The sequence below is a fragment of the Paenibacillus nuruki genome (genome assembly GCF_001721045.1).
GTDB lineage: Bacteria > Bacillota > Bacilli > Paenibacillales > Paenibacillaceae > Saccharibacillus > Saccharibacillus nuruki.
The window spans coordinates 218,048-235,910 of the sequence record NZ_MDER01000086.1 but is presented as its reverse complement, the minus strand read 5'-3'; the positions used below and the strand labels follow the sequence as shown (position 1 = coordinate 235,910).

The following is a 17,863-nucleotide window of genomic DNA, read 5'->3' as shown; positions in this document are numbered from 1 at the left end:
TATCAAAAGCAATTTTGTCGAAATAGTTAAATATAGTAAAATGTAGAGGAGATCTATTACCGTATATAAGCTTGGCATCGCAAGACATGATTCTATAATCTTTTACAACAAAGGGGATACATGAAATGACAACGTATCAAATTTTAATCGCAGAAGATGAACCAGCTTTACGCTTTTTGCTTCAGGAAACATTAGCAGATGAAGGGTACAACGTGGTTGAAGCAGAAGATGGTAAGCAAGCTCAAGAAAAGCTGTCGAGTCACCCTTTTGACCTTGTGATTTTAGATTATATGATGCCAGAAGCGACAGGGATTGAAGTCTGTGAATGGCTACGTCAAAGTGGTGGAGTCAATGCGCAGAAACCTGTTATTTTACTGACCGCCAAAGCACAGGAGAAAGATCGAATCCGTGCGGAGCAAGCGGGAGTCTCTTTGTATATGTCGAAGCCGTTTAGTCCATTACAATTGATGGATGCAGCAGAAGAATTACTGTCGAGCAGCGGCGGAGGGGATGAATAATGAATCCAGCCCGCGGGGGACTGGCACGTCGCGTCGCATTATGGACGATTGCGCTTTTTCTGATTTTTGGCATTATTATTTTTATGGTGGAATGGTTTTTTAAGCAACAAACAGCAGATATTACGAATGATATTAATATCCATCTGGATCAGCAAAATCAGATTCAAGATATGGATGAAGATTATCGTACAGCAGTGTCTGATTTTAGAGCGTATCTTGCTTATGATCGAAATGAATTTTTGCTTGAAGCAGAGACCAGTCGTGATGCATTTACTGAACGATTAAATACATTTAAACAAGCACAGGCTGAAGATTCCCGGTTGGATGAATTATCAAGTAAAAGCACAGAATACTTCAGCTATTTTCCAGTGATGCAAACGCTCAAACAGCAGAATAATCAAGCTGAAATCAATCGTATCTCGCAGACGATCACGACCAGTCTGGTACAATCGGTCAATAGTGAACTGGATCGCTTAATGCAGATTGAACGGCAAGAAGTGAATGATCTGATTGCGAAAAGTAGACATTTAAATTCGTTAATACTGTTTGTACCGCTTGTTTTAATTTTTTTAGGATTAGGCACAGCGATTATCTTGATTCGGTATCTGCGGAAGTCGATTATTCACCCGATCGCTCAAATGGAACAAGTGGTCGAGCGGATTAGCCACGGCGAATATATTCATTTAGAAGATACGTTTTCCAAAGATGAAATCGGCGGTCTGGTTGGCGGTATTAATCATATGAGCGATCAATTGAAAGAACGCCATCAAGAATTGGAAGAAAGTCTCCGTCAAATGGGAGAACAGCATGATGAATTGGAAGCGCAGAATGAAGAGATTCTGATGCAACAGCAAGAGCAAGAAACGATTTTGGAACGATTAACCGAACGTGAGACACAGTTACAACTGATTAATTCGTATCAGGAAAAACTTACCGGTTTTGCACAAATGAATGACTTTTTGGAAAGTAGTCTGCGTGCATTGATGCAAGCTACTCGTCACGATGCTCTGATGTTAGTGGTGCAAGATGAGATTGGTAATCCTGCTTCTTCCCGGATGGTGTATTCGATTGGATGGCCGCGTACGATACATGGAGAAGCGATTGAACATTTATTTGGCCCAGCATTACAAGTGTTAGAAGAAAAGCTTCCTGTGGTACGTAGTCGCAGTCTAAGTATGGAAGAAAAAGGCGTCCATCACGGATATGAGCGGGCTGACGATCATTATTATCCTATTTTCAACGAAGAGATGAATGTGCTCGGATTTGTTCTGTTTACCACATACGGTAGTCTTATGGTTCATATCAAAGACAAGCTGATGACTGAAGGATTAATCGGGCAATTCGGACTGGCTTATCAAGCTCAATTAGCGAGTGAAGAGCGGCGTAAACAAAGTGTTCGTCTGGAAGAACTCAATCTTGAATTGGAATTGGAAAAGCGCATGCTCAAGCAACAACGAGATACGATTCAGCAAATTATCGATTCTTTGCACGAAGGCTTAGTGCTGTGTGATCCTGAAGGTACCATTTCGTTTTGCAACCAGCAGGTCAGTCGTGTGAATCCAGAACTATCTACCGGTGCTAATATTACTTCGCTTGCCCAATATCTAGATCAGCATACCGTGGAACATACGATGCTCAGTGAGCAGATTCAACAGTTACTCACCAATGAGACGAAAGAATGGAAAACGCAGTTCTCCCTACAAGGTCGGGATGGTTCTATTTATTATATGGAAATGTATATGAATATGATCAAAGGGATGAATCTTGAAAATTATCATCTATTTGTATTCCGTGATCGTACAGAAGAAGAGCAAGCCGATCAGTTGAAAAACGAATTTGTGAGTATTGTATCTCATGAACTGCGTACACCGCTTGCGAGTATTTTAGGCTTTGTAGAGATTCTGCTTCATCGTGAAGTAAAACCGGAAAAAGCGAAGAAATACATGGAAACGATTCATAGAGAAGCGAATCGGTTGTCTAATCTGATTAGCGATTTTCTAGATCTACAGCGGATGGAATCAGGCAAGCAGAATTATACATTGGTTCCATTTGATATGAATCCGATTATACAAAATGTCGCCAAGCAATGGGATAACAAGCAGGGATATACGATTGGTATTGATGTGCCTGAAGGCGTGTGTCTGGTACGAGCAGATAGTGACCGGATTACACAGATTATGCATAATTTGATCAGTAATGCGATTAAGTATTCGCCCGGACAAGAACGGGTCGATATTCGTTTGATGGATGGAGATACCCACTGGATTGCGGCGGTACAAGATTATGGTCTGGGCATACCTGAAGAATCGAAGCCCCATATGTTCGGTAAATTTTATCGGGTAGACAATTCAGATCGTCGTCAGATTGGTGGCACAGGCTTAGGATTGGCAATTGTTAAAGAGATTGTGGAAGATTTGGGTGGAGAAGTATACTTTGATTCGATTTTAGGAAAAGGCAGTACATTTTATGTGAAATTGCCTAAATTCCATCTGCGTACACTGGATAACAAAATCGTTGTGATCGAAGACGATGAAAATCTAGCACGGCTGATCGGAGCTACTTTTGAAGAACAGCATTACGAGATCTTGCGCATGGATACCGCAGAAGAAGCATTGTTAGCTCTAGAATATAGTGAGCAACCGCCACTATTATGTCTGGTCGATGTACAGCTTCATGGCCCTCAAAATGGCTGGGACTTTATTCAAGTGCTCAAAAACAATAAAGCGTATCGCCATGTGCCTGTAATCATCTCTTCTGCTTTAGATCAACCCGATAATTATGCAGAGACTCCAAATGAACGTTATTTGCAGAAACCATTTAGTGTAGAACGGTTGCTAGAGCTAGGGATGCATTTAGTTCAGAGTGAAACCAAAAGTGCAGGGCTGGTAATTGCTATGCAAAATGAAGATACGGTCAAGACTACGTTGCAAAAAAATGGACTTGGCGAAGCGGAATTACAAGTAAATGAAGATTTTATTCAAGTGGATTGGATTAAAGAAGACCTTCACAATCCTGAATAAGCATTCCATCATAGAACACCTTCTACTGAAAAAATAAGCTAAGTCGATCCAATTGATCTATAGCCATTTCAGTGTGAAGGTGTTTTTGTGATACGCTTAGAATAGTAAAGATTTACTCTGTTCATTTTATATGATATTATCGCAATACTACATATAACAACCGATTTATTTCGTGTATACACTTACGGATTCAAATTTATTTATTGTTATAACCTTGAAATTAAAGGAGTGAACATTCATGGATCAGGTGGATCAACATATTCTACTCTGTCTGCAAACCCAAGCACGTATTTCAATGACCGAATTAGGAAAAGAAGTAGGGCTGTCTCAACCAGCCGTCACGGAACGAGTACGTCGAATGGAAGAGAGTGGAGTGATTCAACAATACCGAGCAGTGGTCGCACCGGATAAGATTGGACAACATACAACAGCGTATTATTTATTCCGTGCGCATGATGGTATTTCGTTTGTGCAATTTTGTCAGGATACTGCTCAGATCGTAGAATGTCACCGAGTAAGCGGAGATTACAATTATTTGATTAAAGTAGTGACTGCATCTATTATGGATTTGGAACCTTTTGAAAATTGCATTACTAGCCACGGCTCGTATACTACGTTAATTACTCTTTCTTCTCCTATCGATCACAAATCTCTTGTTCCTGCTATGAGCAAAGATCAGCAAACGATCTAACGTTGTTTGGTGTTAGCCAAAAAAGGATCTTGTAGAGACAAGATCCTTTTGCGTGCTATAGACTGTTCTGGTAGTGATTATGATGTATTTAAGGCGTCTCTAATGTACTGCGACGATGTTGATGATGCCATTGTTCATAGATTCCACCTATTTCAGAAAAGGCTTGATTAGCTTGTTCTTCAATAGATATTTCATCTCTAGCTGTATAAGAAGAATCCTGTTGACGTTGTAATCGATCAGTATGTAGAATCAGTTGAATCGTATCTTCCAAAATCCAGTACACCACATCATCTACATCGGTCGTAAGTTTGTTGAGCATTTGCACATTGCGTTCGTACATTTGTAATACATATCCTTCGTCTGTAATCTGAACATACGGAGAAAGTTCAAATGGCTCTTGATCGAAAAAAGGAGCACGTACCCATTTCATATGGTGCTGTTGATCATAGATTGTTGTTTTCTGAAGTAGTGTTGTGATCTTTTCTATAATTTGATTGGCATGATAGATCATTATAACAAGAACCTCATTTCTAGAGCTTGAGTATAGCTCGGGTGTCATTTTGTCGTGTCTATTATAGTATAAATAAACTGAATGACTGCTTCAATCTCATCAAATAGTTACAAAATCTCAACCTGCAATCGCTTTCAAATATAGTCATATGTATGTTTTAATAGATATACATCACCAATTTATAGCCAAAGGAGTGTCTACAGCAGATGCAAATTTCTTCTTTTTTATTACCTAAAGAACAAGTCGCTTATATTCCTTCAACGATTTCGATGTTTGAAGCCTTAGAGATATTAGAGCGTCATTCTTATACTGCTTTGCCAATTATTGATGAATCTGGACGGTATGTAGGGACTCTTTCTGAAGGGGACTTATTATGGAAACTCAAAAATACATGCAATCTTGATTTTGAAAAAATGCGTGAGATTCCTGTCTATGATATTCAAAAGCATGTCCGCAACGAAAGTGTTATTATCACCGCAGCGATGGAAGATATGTTATCGCTTGCCGCTGATCAGAACTTTGTACCTGTCATTGATTCCAAAGGCATATTTCTAGGGATTATTCGTCGCAAAGATATTATTGAATACTATAATGATAATATTACAGACTAAGTGGTCTGTATCTAGAGATAGCATACGATTATAAAATCATACACGCCCAACTGCTCATCAGATATGAACAGTTGGGCGTGTATTGTTGTTGTTCTCTTATTAGCTAAAATCCATCGTTGCGATCGAAGCACCAATACCAGGATCATTAGGATTATTGATCCCGCGCGGTTGGTCAAAATTACTGATATATAATGTGTTACCTACAAAATGAAGACTGGCAGGAAATTCTAAAGGCCCATTGTTATTGTTGCTAGCGATATCACGTACCTGTCCATCCAGACCAACACGTACAATGGCATTTCGTTCGTTAGCTGCTACATAGATAGCACCATCCGGTCCGAAATTTAAGCCGTCTGCTCCATATAATAGCGGGCTTTGAGCAACAAGTTGTCGTTGTCCTAGAGAACCATCGCTGTTGATCGCAAAGCGATTCACTTCTCCAGAACTTGTATTACTCACATATAATTGTCCATCTGTACCGAAAGCAATTCCATTCACTACGATTTTTTGCTCTTCCCGTGTAGGCAAGATCCCGCTGGCATACGTACTGACTTGTCCGCTTGCCGAGACTTTGTAGATAGCTCCTGTAGCTCCACCGCTTACATACAGATTACCACTACCATCAAAGGCTAATCCGTTCGCTCCCGGAACTCCACTGGCATAGGTGACTACTTTGGAAGAGTCAAAAGCCGCACTGGATAAGTCTTCTTCATTGATCCGGTAAATGAGACCTTCTTCGCCTCCGCTTGCAATATAGAGATTACCATCCGTATCAAGTGCCATTCCTGTACCTGAACGTGGTAATTCGGTCAATGTATCCATTTGTCCGGTATCTGCGGCAATCCGATATAATGTTTTACTTCCCATTTCGACAGTAAACACTTGATTATCTGCATTAGCAATCACACCTTCTATCCGCAGACCTGTAGCTGTACTTGGATCAAGGTCTGTTAAAATCGAGACTGATTGGTAAGTGTCTGATGTTGCTGTAGGCGTAGGATTAGAGATAACAGGAGCAGAAGGTTGAATAGTGACAGAGCGAGTAGCAGAAGTATATATCACTTTGTAGTCAAAAGCTTCAAAAACAGCCCGTACAGATACGAATACTTGGTCCCCTACAAGTTGTAGTGTAGGATACGATGCGGTTGTAGAGGTAGCACGATCACTGAGAGTGATTTTGGTTGTACCTTTGGTCAGTGTTAATGTGCCTTGATCGGCATCCCATGTAGCTTGAGCATCCAACTGATCAGCTACCAAAGCATAAGGACTGTACAAGGTCTGACCGATTAATCGGCTGACTTGATCGGTACTTTTGCCATCTACAATAGTCTGCATATTCGAATCTACCTTATCTGCTGCCCACCCAGTCGATGGTGATAATAATAGACATCCCGTCATAGCGACAATAACCCCAAGCGACTTACTCTTTTTCAAAAATAATCCCTCCTGTACATTTCATTTGGCATCATAAGCCTAAGGGTAGCATTCGCTATCGAAAGGGAGCATCCTTCTTTTAACAACAAAAAGACAATAGTTACATATCTTTCGAAAAATATACAAGAGTATCTAGCCGTTCAAGAATGATCTGCATCGTATTTTGACTGGAATTATATTACATTTGTAGATGGGAAGAAAATAATTATCTTTTTGAACTATTTAAAAATAACCCGAGTCATGATTTATCGTCTGTATAAGTGAAGAGTATATGTAGCACAAAGGAGAGCCTATACGTGGAAGATAACGAAATTATAGAACTATTTATAACGAGAAATGAAGCAGCGATAACAGAATCTTCCCGCCATTACGGAAGATATTGCTATACGATCTCTTATAACATTTTGAGTGATTCCGAAGATGCAGAAGAATGCGTTAATGACACATGGCTTCGTACATGGAATGCCATTCCTCCACAACGCCCAAGTAAACTGTCTTTTTTTGTAGGCAGGATCACCAGAAATCTATCACTTGATAAATTCAAAGCGAAAAAAGCTCAAAAGCGTGGTGGAGAAATGACTATTATTCTAGGTGAACTCGATGATTGTATCCCTTCTGATCATGATGTCGAACAAGCTATTTTGGAAAAAGATTTGGCAAAAACGATCAACCAATTTCTGCATACGTTACCTGAGCGTGAATGCAATTTGTTTTTAGCCAGATACTGGTATAGCCGTTCACAAGCAGAGATGGCTGAGCAATTTGCTATGAAAGAGAACAATGTCAAAGCTAGTCTTTTTCGTACACGTACCAAGCTCAAAGCTTATCTTCTAGAGGAAGGAATCTACTTATGAATAGTGAACAACTTTATCGTGCTATTGGACAGATCGACGATGATTTATTGACCCGATACGAAGCACGTCGTCAACCAAGATCGAAGTATTGGCTGAAATGGTCAAGTGCTATAGCTTTTGCCGCGGCGGCAGTTATTATTTCATTTATGGCTACAAATGTCTGGAATCAACAAAATCCGATCTATACAGCATCTGGAACGGTTATTCAAAGTGAAACTACCCCTTCAGGCGGTATTCCATCAGATAGTTATGCGACACCTGTCAATGGAAGTAAATTCTATAGTCCAGAAGTTCAACAAGCTTTGAAGAAAAACGCAGGGAAAGATGTGAAATACTTTGTAGCGATTGATGTATTTAACGATATGAAGCCTATAGAGGTTAACAGTGCAGAAGCTGTGAACGAATTAGAACGTCTGACTGCGCTCCATTATAAGGTAGGTTATGCTACAGCGTGGACGTATCAAGGCAATCAACAACAAGTCGATTACTCCTATATTGCAGGTTATTTTACAGCCGATCAATTAAAGAATTTTGTAGCAGATTCGCATTATGGTTACGGATTCCGCTTTGCTACCAATGGTGATGGTTTGCCTGTAGATGCGGATCAAGGTATTGATATCGATTTTAAAAAATAATGGAAAGCAAAAATAACCTGATCTGCTAAACGTCGTCTTTTATAGTGTAAGCCATTATTGTTCAAACATTCGAGGAGGAATTACCATGAATAACAAAAACAACAACATCAATAAAAAAATCGTAACATCAATCTTATCTGCATCTATTTTATCTTTATCACTAGGGAGTATGTCTTTTGCAGCTACATCTAGCGTTCAAGACTTGAATGGTGTAACCGGACAAGAAAGAATGGTGAAATTACATGCTCAACCGACTATTAATGGAGTTAGCAATACAACCATTGCATCCAGTAAAACATTAACACAAAAACAAGCGAGCCAAATGATTGAAAAAGCATTCAAACTGAAATCCAAAGCAGCACATTCTAACCAAAAGATTAGTCGTGAACGCTATATTGATGAAGTGATGACTGCTCTACAAACAGCAGGAAACATGCCAGCGATTGATGTGATTACACCTAATATCAAAGATATGAAAAAGCTAAATCCTTCATTCTTAGGTTCAGTACAATTGGCTATCGTGCTTGGGATTGTAAAGTTAGATCACAACAAAAACTTGAATCCGAAAAAAGAAATCACTCGTGCAGAAGCAAATGCGATCCTGCATCATGCTTTAGGATATTTGAAAAAGATCAAAAACGATAAAGTAGCAAAACCGAAAGACAAAGGAGTAAGAATCGATGTATTACCGCACGAGAAAAAAGGATCTGACCCTGTCCCTCAGCCCAATAGTGGAGGCATGGTATCTGAAAGTTATGCAACACCGAACAATGGAGAAGTATTGTACGTGAGTGGAGTGAAAAAAGCTTTAGATCAATATGCCGGAAAAGATGTGAAGTATTTTGTAGCGATCGATTTATTTTCGAACGGCACTCCTTTAGAAACCCACAGCAAAGAAGTACAAGCCGAAGTCAAACGTCTACAAGGATTGAATTATGATGTGAATGTTGCCAAAGCATGGACATATGAAGGAAATGCGCAAAAAGTAGACTACACCTATGTAAGTGCGTACCTCACAGCCGATCAATTGCAACATTTCAAAGCAGATACCAATTACGGCTATGCTTTTCAATTTGCAAGTAATGGCGATGGTTCACCTGTCACTGGTCAAACAGGTAGTATAAACGGGGTAAGTGGTAACAGCAATATTGCAGATTAATCATATAAATAGGTAAAAAACGACTGTAGATGATCTACAGTCGTTTTTGGTGTACATTTGATTGATATTATGTTGATCAAATAAAATTCGGAAGTACCAATGCACCATAGACAAAAGCCGCTAGAATCACAAACGCAGGATGAATCTTGCGAATTTGCATCGCCCAGAAAGCGACAGCAGCAATACCAAGACTTTGCCAGATGCCTATCGAGACAAACGAACCTGCTGTTAATTGCCATGTCAGTACCGCCATCATTACAGCGATAACAGGCTGAACCAGTAATGTTAATCCTTTGACTACAGGAGAAGTACGGTATTTCTGCAATAGATTAAGCAGTAGAATCAAAGCCACTGCCGAAGGGACAATCGTCGCAAATAAAGCGATAAATATTCCGCCTATTCCTGAGACATCATACCCGACAAAAGCAGCAATCTTCGTGGCAATAGGCCCGGGAAGTGTATTACCAAGCGCTAGCACATTCGAAAATGTTTTGTCATCTAGCCAGTGGTAATGCGCTACAATCTCGTTGTACATCAGTGGAATTGAAGCAGGGCCTCCACCATAACCAAGTACATTGGCTAGAAAAAAGCCCCAAAATAAACGAAGCCATTCGATCCAATCAATAGTCAGTGTCACCATTAAGCACCACCGCCTTCAGTCGGCTTTACAGGCGGATTAGGTGGGTTACGGCGATCTTTCAACCATTGAACAAATTTGAAATGAACCGCTCCATAGGCTAAAAATAGTGCAATCACAATAGCCGCATGGACATTTACCAGTTGCAACAGAATAAACGCTACAATAAATAGTCCAATACCGACTTTAATGCCTAGTCCTTTAACCGCTTTTTCGCCAAATTCGTATGCCATTACGCCCAGCATGACAGCAATTACAGGCACCACAGCAGCAATCATCCCTTGAATGATTTTGGACTGGCTTAAGTAAGAGACTGCTGATAATAACACGATCATCGCTAGACAAGAAGGGAGAATATGAGCGATCACAGCTAAAATAGCCCCGAGCACACCTTTGCCACGATAGCCCAAGTACGCCGCCATCTTCGTAGCAATTGGACCGGGTAAAGCATTGCCAAGCGCTAGAATTTCGCCAAATTCATCATCACTTAACCAGCGATAACGAGTCACTGCTTCATAACGAAAAAGAGGCATAACCGAAGGCCCACCGCCATAACCAAGAATACCGGTACGTACCATCGCCCATGATAATTCACTATAGGTCGCTTTATGATAAACAGGAGTCGTAGGTGTAGATTTGGAAGGTGTAGTCGATGGTTTACTCATATATTACAGCCTCATTCCCATCCGACTTTTGTAACGGGTAATCAATACTTGGCAGTCTACGCTCATAATACCCGGCATATTGTATAATTTATCTTTTAGAAAAGACTCCATTTCTTGATTGTCGATAAATAATCCGTGCATATGCAATTTGCTAGGTCCTGTCATATGGTAAAGGCTAGTGACAAACGGTTCTTCGGCTAATTGATCCGCAGTTTCTTGAAGATGCTTGGGTTCCACTTCTACATTGAAGAATGCCGATACAGTAATCCCAATTTTGGCAGGGTTAATAACAGCAGTGAAGCGCTCAATCACTTCATTTTCTATCAAAGCATTGATTCGAGCTTGTACAGCTACACGAGATAAACCAATATCTTTGGCAAGGTCAGTATATGAAATTCGACCGTTTTTATTCAGAATGGTAATAATTTTGCGGTCAATCTCATCAATATCGACAGGTTGATCGGTTGAAGAACGGTGATGATTCATCTTATTTATGCCTCCTAATCATTTTTATTTACATCGTTATCTTATTTCGTTTTGGTTCGAAAATAACTCTTTCATTTACGATATGTTTAAATATATAATGATTAAAAATCGTTTTCAACATAAAAATTGAAATTTACTTACACAAAGCTTACGTGGATATGTAGGAATGAATAGGAATGGTATCGGTAGGGAGGAATAGAGATGAGTTCAACATGGAATGCCTTTATGAACGAGCAATTGACGATGGCTTCATCTTCACCACAGGCGCTACAAGGATCACTTTCTGGATGGACATTCGGAGTTAAAGATGTATTTGCTCTTGCAGGTCATACAGCTAGTGCAGGGAATCCAGACTGGTTGCGGACTCATTCGCCTGCTAGTTACACTTCTTCAGCGATAGAGCGATTACTCGAAGCTGGAGCTATTCTACAAGGAACAACACATACCGATGAATTGATGTATAGCTTAAATGGGCAAAATATTCATTATGGAACACCGATTAATCCACAAGCAGCAGATCGTATTCCGGGAGGTTCTTCTAGTGGTTCAGCTGTAGCTGTTGCCGCAGGTCTACGAGATTTTGCGATCGGTACAGATACAGGAGGTTCTGTACGTATTCCTTCATCGTATTGTGGTATTTATGGAATGCGCCCTACACATGGTTTGGTTCCGATCGACGGAGTGATTCCACTTGCACAAGGATTTGATACCGTAGGTTGGATGGCGAACTCTGCTGATATGTTATTAGAAGTAGGCAAAGTATTAATCGATTCCTCAGAAGAGCATAATGAGCATTCTCTATTCGATCATATTTATTTTCCAGAAGAAGCTTGGGCATTAGCAGAACCCGATACACGTACCGCTTTGCAAGAATCGTTGGAAGAAATGACTCACTATCTTAAAGAAAACAACGGTCATACTTCATGGACAGAGATTGCACCGGAAGGATTGTCGGCATGGATGACTGCTTTTCGTACGATCCAAGCTTTAGAAATCTGGCAAGAACATCAGCAGTGGATAGAAGCCACACAACCTTCTTTTGGCAAAGATATTGCAGATCGATTTGCATGGGCTTCCACATTACGTCTGGAAGATCATTCATATTCATTTGCTCTAAAACAACAAGTGAGTGAGCGTCTATATCAATTATTGGGTACGCATGGACTACTGGTGTTGCCAACAGCAACAGGTGCAGCTCCTTATCTTAATATTCAAGGAGAAGAAAATGAACGTCGTCGTTCCCAGACGATGCAATTGTCTTGTATTGCAGGTCTAGCAGGTCTGCCACAGATTAGTATTCCAGTCGCTACAGTACAAGGTGCACCGATTGGATTGTCAGTGATCGCTGGGAAAGGGCAAGATATTCGCTTGCTTGAATGGGTGAAAGACTGGACTCATAAACGTCAGAAATGAATAAATATCACATAAGCTCTATATCGCAAATTCCTTTTACATCTCGAAAGGTTTTCGATGAGAGCTTGTTTTATTTTACCAATATCTGGAGCAGAATTAATATGGTTTAACATTTGTTGACAAGCTATCAACATATCTATTACAATAACAATGAATTATATAGATAGTTACTAAATGTTACTTAATTCACAAATGAAATTAAGTTTATCGTTATCTTTCACAACCCCCACCCCAAAGGAGAATAAACCCATGTCTAACGCAATTAAGCCAGAAACGATTCAAGTGATAGAGCAACGCCATTCTGTAAAATCGTATGAAAAAGGTTACCAAATTCCGCAAGAAGATATGGATACAATTCTGACAGCAGCTAATGATGCTCCATCTGCTTGGAACCTTCAACACTGGAAATTCCTTGTCATTGACGATGAAGCGAAAAAACAAGAATTGTTGCCAATCGCTTATAACCAATCTCAAGTGTCAGACAGTTCTTTTGTAGTTGCTATTCTTGCGGATCTAGAAGCGAATAAAAATGCAGGTACAATTTATGATGCAGCTGTTGAAGGAGGAGCATTGACTCAAGAAATCCGTGATTCATTAGTGGCTCAAATTGATGGAGCTTATCAAAGTGCTGAATTTGCACGCGATAGTGCAAATGTCAATTCTTCTTTTGCAGCGATGAACTTAATGCTTGCAGCAAAAGCATTGGGTTATGATACTTGTGCTATGGGTGGATTTGATAAAAATAAATTTGCAGAACATTTCAATGTACCTGCTCGTTATATCCCAACGATCCTAATCAGCGTAGGTAAAGCAGCAAAACCTGCTTATGCTTCTGGACGTTTTGATTTAACTGAAGCAGTTATCAAAAACTCATTCTAAGATTATTTCTTCTAAATGAGTAGATGATATATAATCAAAAAGCCTGACGTGATATACGTCAGGCTTTTTGATATGTCATTGATATTATAGTGGATTATTTTGTCATAATTAGCTTTAAACTATGAACTATTTGGAGTAATATGTCGAATATAGAGAAAGGATAGCAGATTGGTCAGAGGATGTGAAGATATACCCTATGGTACTTGAATTGATTAATAATTTAACGTTAACCTCAACCTTTTTGTTTTTAGGTAATTTGTTACTAAATAAAGTTCGTGATGAATTAATAAAACGAAAATGGTTTTTTATAAGTCTAGCTGGTATTGTGTATGGTCTTTTTGGATTGGTTCTTATTCTGTGGGGATTCCATCTTCCTGAAAGTGATGTTCTGATTGATCTTAGAGCATTAGCAGTGATTGGAGCGGTCTACACGGTAGGCAGGCTTTCTGGTTTAATTGCAGGGACAATTATTATTTTCGGGCGACTGTTCTTGTTTGAATACGGTGATATGGATGTATTAATCGTAAGTATAGCGATAGTGCTGGGCGCATGGATATGTTCTTCACTATTATTGATTGGAGAGCATCGAGTATTATTAAGTCGCTGGTTGATTACGATCTGTTGTTCAATGATTTTGCCGCCGGTTTTATTTTATTTGACATTAGAAAATCCGATGTTATGGCAATTTCTGATTATATTAAGCGTGTTTTTGGTAGGCGGATTATTCACGTATATCATTCTGGTGTACCTTACACGATCGAATCATTTGTTTCTGTTATTGAAAGAGTTAGCGAATCGAGATCATTTAACAGGACTGCACAATCCACGTGCTTTTGAAGCTTTATTTGAAGAAACAATGAATTATGCCAAAGCCAATCAAAAAAGTTTTTCTTTATTAATGATAGATATCGATTATTTCAAATCAATCAATGATACGTATGGACATAGTAGCGGAGACGCTGTGCTATCTCAGATGGGAGAATTACTGCAAGAGTTTGTACGCTCAGGGGATACGTGCGCTCGCAAAGGTGGAGAAGAGTTTATTGTTATTTTAAATTACTGTACTCAAGACAATGCCAGTCATGTAGCTGAAAAATTGCGGAATGTAATTGAGCACAATACATTTCTTTTACCGGATCAACGTACATTATCGATTACTGTTTCTATAGGTGTAGCGACTTTTCCAGATATCAAGCCGAATGTTATGCTAGCCAAAGTGGACGAAGCTTTATATGAAGCGAAGCGTCAAGGACGTAACCGGGTCTGTGCTGTTTAACAATGTCGTATAATGGTGGATATAAGAAATAGAGTATTTTACTACACGAGGAGGTGAACCGGAGTCGTTATCTAGACTCTGGGGAATAATGAAAATTGCAGATCATATCGAAATGTTAGAAATTAAAATACCGATGGGCGAACATGAAATGGTAATCCATCCAGTGGTTATTTATACAGAAGATCAAGCGGTGTTGATTGATACTGGTGTTCCAGGTTGTTACGACATTATTATGAAGCAGATCGATCCTGCGTATCCGGTCAAAACGATTATTTTGTCTCATGATGATCTCGATCATGTGGGAAGTTTACCTCAGTTTTTGGAAGCTACTAAAGGTAAACTGAATGTATATGCACAAGCTAAAGATGCAGGGGCAATCAATGGAACACATCCTTTTGCCAAAGCCAAACCTGAACGAATCGATACAGTGCTTGAACCGCTATCCGAACATTTACAACAATCATTCCGCAGTGTATTTTCAGCGAATACGCCGGATAATGTGACTCATGTTCTACAAGGAAATGAAGTTCTTCCTTTTGGTGAAGGTCTACAAGTGATACATACACCGGGGCATACGCCAGGGCATACAAGCTTTTATGATATCGCGAGTAAAACGTTGTTTGCCGCAGATGCGATGATCGTTGAAAATGGTGAATTGCAAGGTCCTAATCCTATGTTTACATTAGATATGGAACAAGCAACCGAATCACTTCGTGCTTTTCAACAGCTTCCGATCGAAACGGTTATTTGTTATCATGGCGGATTATTTAAAGGGGATATTCAGCAACGACTTAACGAGATCGTGAATCCTTCGTGATTGAGCCAAAGCCATGGATCAGATGGTTATATACGCTGACACTTGCATTGATCGGTGGATTATTATTTAAAGTCATTCATCTACCGATTCCGTGGTTGCTCGGACCGATGATCGTTATTTTTATCAGTTCCAAATTATTCCCCTCATTACCGCCACTATGGCCGAATGCAGCCCGTAATGCAGGGATGATTATCGTCGGTTATTCGATTGGATTATCATTGACTATCGCAACTTTGCAACAGATCGGTGGACAATTGCCTTCGATGATCGGCTTAACCGCTTTGCTGATTTTATTTGCAGTGTTTACAGCGTATATCATTACCAAAATCTCAGGAATTTCATTTCCAACAGTATTGTTAGGGAGTATTCCAGGTGGATTAACACAGATGGTTATTTTGGCAGAAGAAGTCAAAGGTATTGATATAACTGTTGTTACTTTTCTTCAAGTCTCACGCTTAATGATGATTATTATTGGTGTACCGCTTTTGATATTTAGTCCTATTTTCGGTGTGGATATGGACAGTGTAACCGAAGCATTAGCCCATTCGACAGCCAATTGGAGCGGATTGTTTCCGAATATCTTTTTATTTGCTATCGCTTGTACAGGTATGGCTATACTGGGTAAAAAAGTTCGGTTTCCTACCGCTTTTATTTTGCTTCCGATGATTACGACTGCTGTGATCCAGTTGGCAGGGATACACGCACCTGCTTTGCCTTCTGCGATTCTTGATGCGGCGCAATTGCTGATTGGTAGTGCGATTGGATTGATGCTCCAACCAGAACGATTGACCAATAAGTTGCAAATGATCGCTTTGGCATTAGGTAGTGGAGCAGTTTTGTTGTTATTTGCTGGTATGCTTGCTTTTATATTGCTGAAATGGCATCATGTCTCTCCAGCAACAGCTATGTTAAGTATGTCACCGGGTGGTATGGATCAGATGAGTATTATTGCTCATGAAGTGAATGCAGATATCGCAACGGTAAGCTGTTATCAGTTATTTAGAACGCTGTTTATTTTTCTAGCAGTTCCGCCATTATTGAAATTGATTTTTCGGCGAATTGCCAGATGAATGATTCAATCCCCTCTCGGAGTCGTTATAAGATAGAGGAAGTCTTTATGTAGTCGATGACTGAAAGGGGATATAATCATGTCTGTTTTTGAAAATGAAGTCTGGTTCTATATCGGTACGTATTCAAGTGAAGAAGAAGTAGGTATTCAGACAGCAGTAATGAACACAGATACAGGTGAATTACGTCTGGTCGGTGGGATCAAAGGTATCGAAAATCCTTCATATCTCGCATTATCCACAGACAGCACCGTATTATATGCCGCTAGTGAAAAAGGCGAAGGTGAAATTTTAACGTATCAAATCAATCCTGAAACACGTGAACTTCATTTGTTAGATCGTAAGTCTACAGGTGGAGGCGCTCCTTGTTATGTACAATTAACACCAGATGGTAAGCATCTATTGGCTTCTAATTATACAGGCGCTAATATCAATGTTTTTGCTGTAGGTGATCAAGGTGCTCTAGCTGAAATGACGGGTGAAGTGAAGCATACCGGAAGTGGAACCGACCCAGATCGTCAAGATGCTCCGCATCCACATTCAGCTGTCTCTTCATTAGATAACCATCATGTGTATGTATCTGATCTAGGTTTGGATAAGGTATTTACATATCGTTTAGAAGATAACGGTACATTGACAGAAGAAGGTGCTACTGAGCTTCCTGCACAATCGGGCCCTCGTCATTTGATTTTCCATCCTAATGGTCAATTGGCTTATGGAATCAATGAACTCAATAGTACAGTAACAGCGTATGGTCGTAATCCTGAAGATGGTCAACTAGAGATTATCGGTCATGTCTCTACATTGCCAGAAGATTTTACAGGTGAAAATACAGGCGGAGATATTCGTATCTCTCCATGTGGACGTTTTGTCTATGCTTCTAACCGTGGACATAACAGTCTCGTTCATTACAATATTGATGAACTTACAGGCGAATTGTCGCCGATCGAATGGGTGACTGTCAAAGGAGAAACTCCACGTAATGTAGCTGTTGTACCTGGTGGATATATTCTGGTGAGCAATCAGGACAGCAACAATATTGTACAATTTGCGATAGAAGCAGATACAGGAAAGTTATTGCTAACAGGTAACGAGTTAACACTGAATCGTCCAGTCTGTGTGATGGCTGAACAACCTGAACCGGGCGTACAATAAATAGACAATCAATAAAAAACACTTCAGTACTCAAG

General features: G+C 39.8%; 18 protein-coding genes. 13 read left to right on the top strand and 5 right to left on the bottom strand.

The window, feature by feature from the left end; all coding sequences use genetic code 11:
• Positions 1–125 precede the first annotated feature (125 nt).
• The 3 genes from PTI45_RS21165 to PTI45_RS21155 all read left to right on the top strand — a co-directional run bounded on the left by PTI45_RS21165 (position 126) and on the right by PTI45_RS21155 (position 4,229).
• Positions 126–518, top strand: a complete 393-nt coding sequence (locus PTI45_RS21165) for a response regulator transcription factor (protein ID WP_069329570.1) — start codon at positions 126–128, stop codon at positions 516–518.
• Entirely contained in the window at positions 518–3,538 is a 3,021-nt protein-coding gene (locus tag PTI45_RS21160; protein ID WP_069329569.1) for an ATP-binding protein, read from the top strand. Before PTI45_RS21165 ends, PTI45_RS21160 begins: the two co-directional genes overlap by 1 nt.
• A gap of 238 nt (positions 3,539–3,776) precedes the next feature.
• The gene (locus PTI45_RS21155) at positions 3,777–4,229 is read left to right on the top strand and encodes an Lrp/AsnC family transcriptional regulator (RefSeq protein ID WP_069329568.1); all 453 of its coding nucleotides are present in this window, start codon (positions 3,777–3,779) and stop codon (positions 4,227–4,229) included.
• An 88-nt stretch (positions 4,230–4,317) separates the two neighbouring features.
• Here the strand turns inward: PTI45_RS21155 and PTI45_RS21150 are convergent, their stop codons facing one another.
• The gene (locus PTI45_RS21150; RefSeq protein WP_069329567.1) at positions 4,318–4,740 is read right to left on the bottom strand and encodes an Imm63 family immunity protein; all 423 of its coding nucleotides are present in this window, start codon (positions 4,738–4,740) and stop codon (positions 4,318–4,320) included.
• Between the two features lie 206 nt (positions 4,741–4,946).
• Here PTI45_RS21150 and PTI45_RS21145 point away from each other — a divergent pair, with 206 nt between their 5' ends.
• Positions 4,947–5,351 carry a CBS domain-containing protein gene (locus PTI45_RS21145; RefSeq protein WP_069329566.1) on the top strand — a complete coding sequence of 135 codons (405 nt, stop codon included), beginning with the start codon at positions 4,947–4,949 and terminating at the stop codon, positions 5,349–5,351.
• 99 nt (positions 5,352–5,450) lie between these two features.
• Here PTI45_RS21145 and PTI45_RS21140 read toward each other — a convergent pair whose 3' ends face one another.
• Positions 5,451–6,785 carry an SMP-30/gluconolactonase/LRE family protein gene (locus tag PTI45_RS21140; protein ID WP_069329565.1) on the bottom strand — a complete coding sequence of 445 codons (1,335 nt, stop codon included), beginning with the start codon at positions 6,783–6,785 and terminating at the stop codon, positions 5,451–5,453.
• A 296-nt stretch (positions 6,786–7,081) separates the two neighbouring features.
• Here PTI45_RS21140 and PTI45_RS21135 point away from each other — a divergent pair, with 296 nt between their 5' ends.
• The 3 genes from PTI45_RS21135 to PTI45_RS21125 all read left to right on the top strand — a co-directional run bounded on the left by PTI45_RS21135 (position 7,082) and on the right by PTI45_RS21125 (position 9,433).
• The gene (locus PTI45_RS21135) at positions 7,082–7,639 is read left to right on the top strand and encodes an RNA polymerase sigma factor (RefSeq protein ID WP_069329564.1); all 558 of its coding nucleotides are present in this window, start codon (positions 7,082–7,084) and stop codon (positions 7,637–7,639) included.
• Positions 7,636–8,274 (top strand): hypothetical protein, encoded by a 639-nt coding sequence (locus PTI45_RS21130; RefSeq protein WP_069329563.1) that lies wholly within the window; start codon positions 7,636–7,638, stop codon positions 8,272–8,274. The genes PTI45_RS21135 and PTI45_RS21130 overlap by 4 nt, the downstream gene beginning before the upstream one ends.
• Before the next feature lie 85 nt (positions 8,275–8,359).
• Positions 8,360–9,433 carry an S-layer homology domain-containing protein gene (locus tag PTI45_RS21125; RefSeq protein WP_069329562.1) on the top strand — a complete coding sequence of 358 codons (1,074 nt, stop codon included), beginning with the start codon at positions 8,360–8,362 and terminating at the stop codon, positions 9,431–9,433.
• A gap of 76 nt (positions 9,434–9,509) precedes the next feature.
• Here the strand turns inward: PTI45_RS21125 and chrA are convergent, their stop codons facing one another.
• The 3 genes from chrA to chrS are packed head-to-tail and all read right to left on the bottom strand — an operon-like array spanning position 9,510 to position 11,221.
• Complete coding sequence (chrA, locus tag PTI45_RS21120) at positions 9,510–10,073, bottom strand: chromate efflux transporter ChrA (protein WP_069329561.1); 564 nt, start codon at positions 10,071–10,073, stop codon at positions 9,510–9,512.
• Positions 10,073–10,735, bottom strand: coding sequence for a chromate efflux transporter ChrB (gene chrB / locus PTI45_RS21115; protein WP_083243663.1), 663 nt, complete (start codon positions 10,733–10,735; stop codon positions 10,073–10,075). Before chrB ends, chrA begins: the two co-directional genes overlap by 1 nt.
• A gap of 3 nt (positions 10,736–10,738) precedes the next feature.
• Complete coding sequence (gene chrS, locus PTI45_RS21110; RefSeq protein WP_069329560.1) at positions 10,739–11,221, bottom strand: chromate efflux transcriptional regulator ChrS; 483 nt, start codon at positions 11,219–11,221, stop codon at positions 10,739–10,741.
• Positions 11,222–11,422: 201 nt separating this feature from the next.
• Here chrS and PTI45_RS21105 point away from each other — a divergent pair, with 201 nt between their 5' ends.
• The 6 genes from PTI45_RS21105 (at position 11,423) to PTI45_RS21080 (ending at position 17,828) form a co-directional block, all read left to right on the top strand.
• Positions 11,423–12,634 (top strand): amidase, encoded by a 1,212-nt coding sequence (locus tag PTI45_RS21105; protein WP_069329559.1) that lies wholly within the window; start codon positions 11,423–11,425, stop codon positions 12,632–12,634.
• 249 nt (positions 12,635–12,883) lie between these two features.
• Positions 12,884–13,513 carry a nitroreductase family protein gene (locus PTI45_RS21100; protein WP_069329558.1) on the top strand — a complete coding sequence of 210 codons (630 nt, stop codon included), beginning with the start codon at positions 12,884–12,886 and terminating at the stop codon, positions 13,511–13,513.
• Positions 13,514–13,721: 208 nt separating this feature from the next.
• Positions 13,722–14,789 carry a GGDEF domain-containing protein gene (locus tag PTI45_RS21095; RefSeq protein WP_175425240.1) on the top strand — a complete coding sequence of 356 codons (1,068 nt, stop codon included), beginning with the start codon at positions 13,722–13,724 and terminating at the stop codon, positions 14,787–14,789.
• Positions 14,790–14,877: 88 nt separating this feature from the next.
• A complete protein-coding gene (locus tag PTI45_RS21090) occupies positions 14,878–15,606 on the top strand; it encodes an MBL fold metallo-hydrolase (RefSeq protein WP_083243662.1) in 729 nt (242 codons plus the stop codon).
• The gene (locus PTI45_RS21085; RefSeq protein ID WP_139129302.1) at positions 15,603–16,676 is read left to right on the top strand and encodes an AbrB family transcriptional regulator; all 1,074 of its coding nucleotides are present in this window, start codon (positions 15,603–15,605) and stop codon (positions 16,674–16,676) included. Before PTI45_RS21090 ends, PTI45_RS21085 begins: the two co-directional genes overlap by 4 nt.
• A gap of 78 nt (positions 16,677–16,754) precedes the next feature.
• Positions 16,755–17,828, top strand: coding sequence for a lactonase family protein (locus PTI45_RS21080; protein ID WP_069329555.1), 1,074 nt, complete (start codon positions 16,755–16,757; stop codon positions 17,826–17,828).
• The last annotated feature ends 35 nt before the right edge of the window (positions 17,829–17,863 follow it).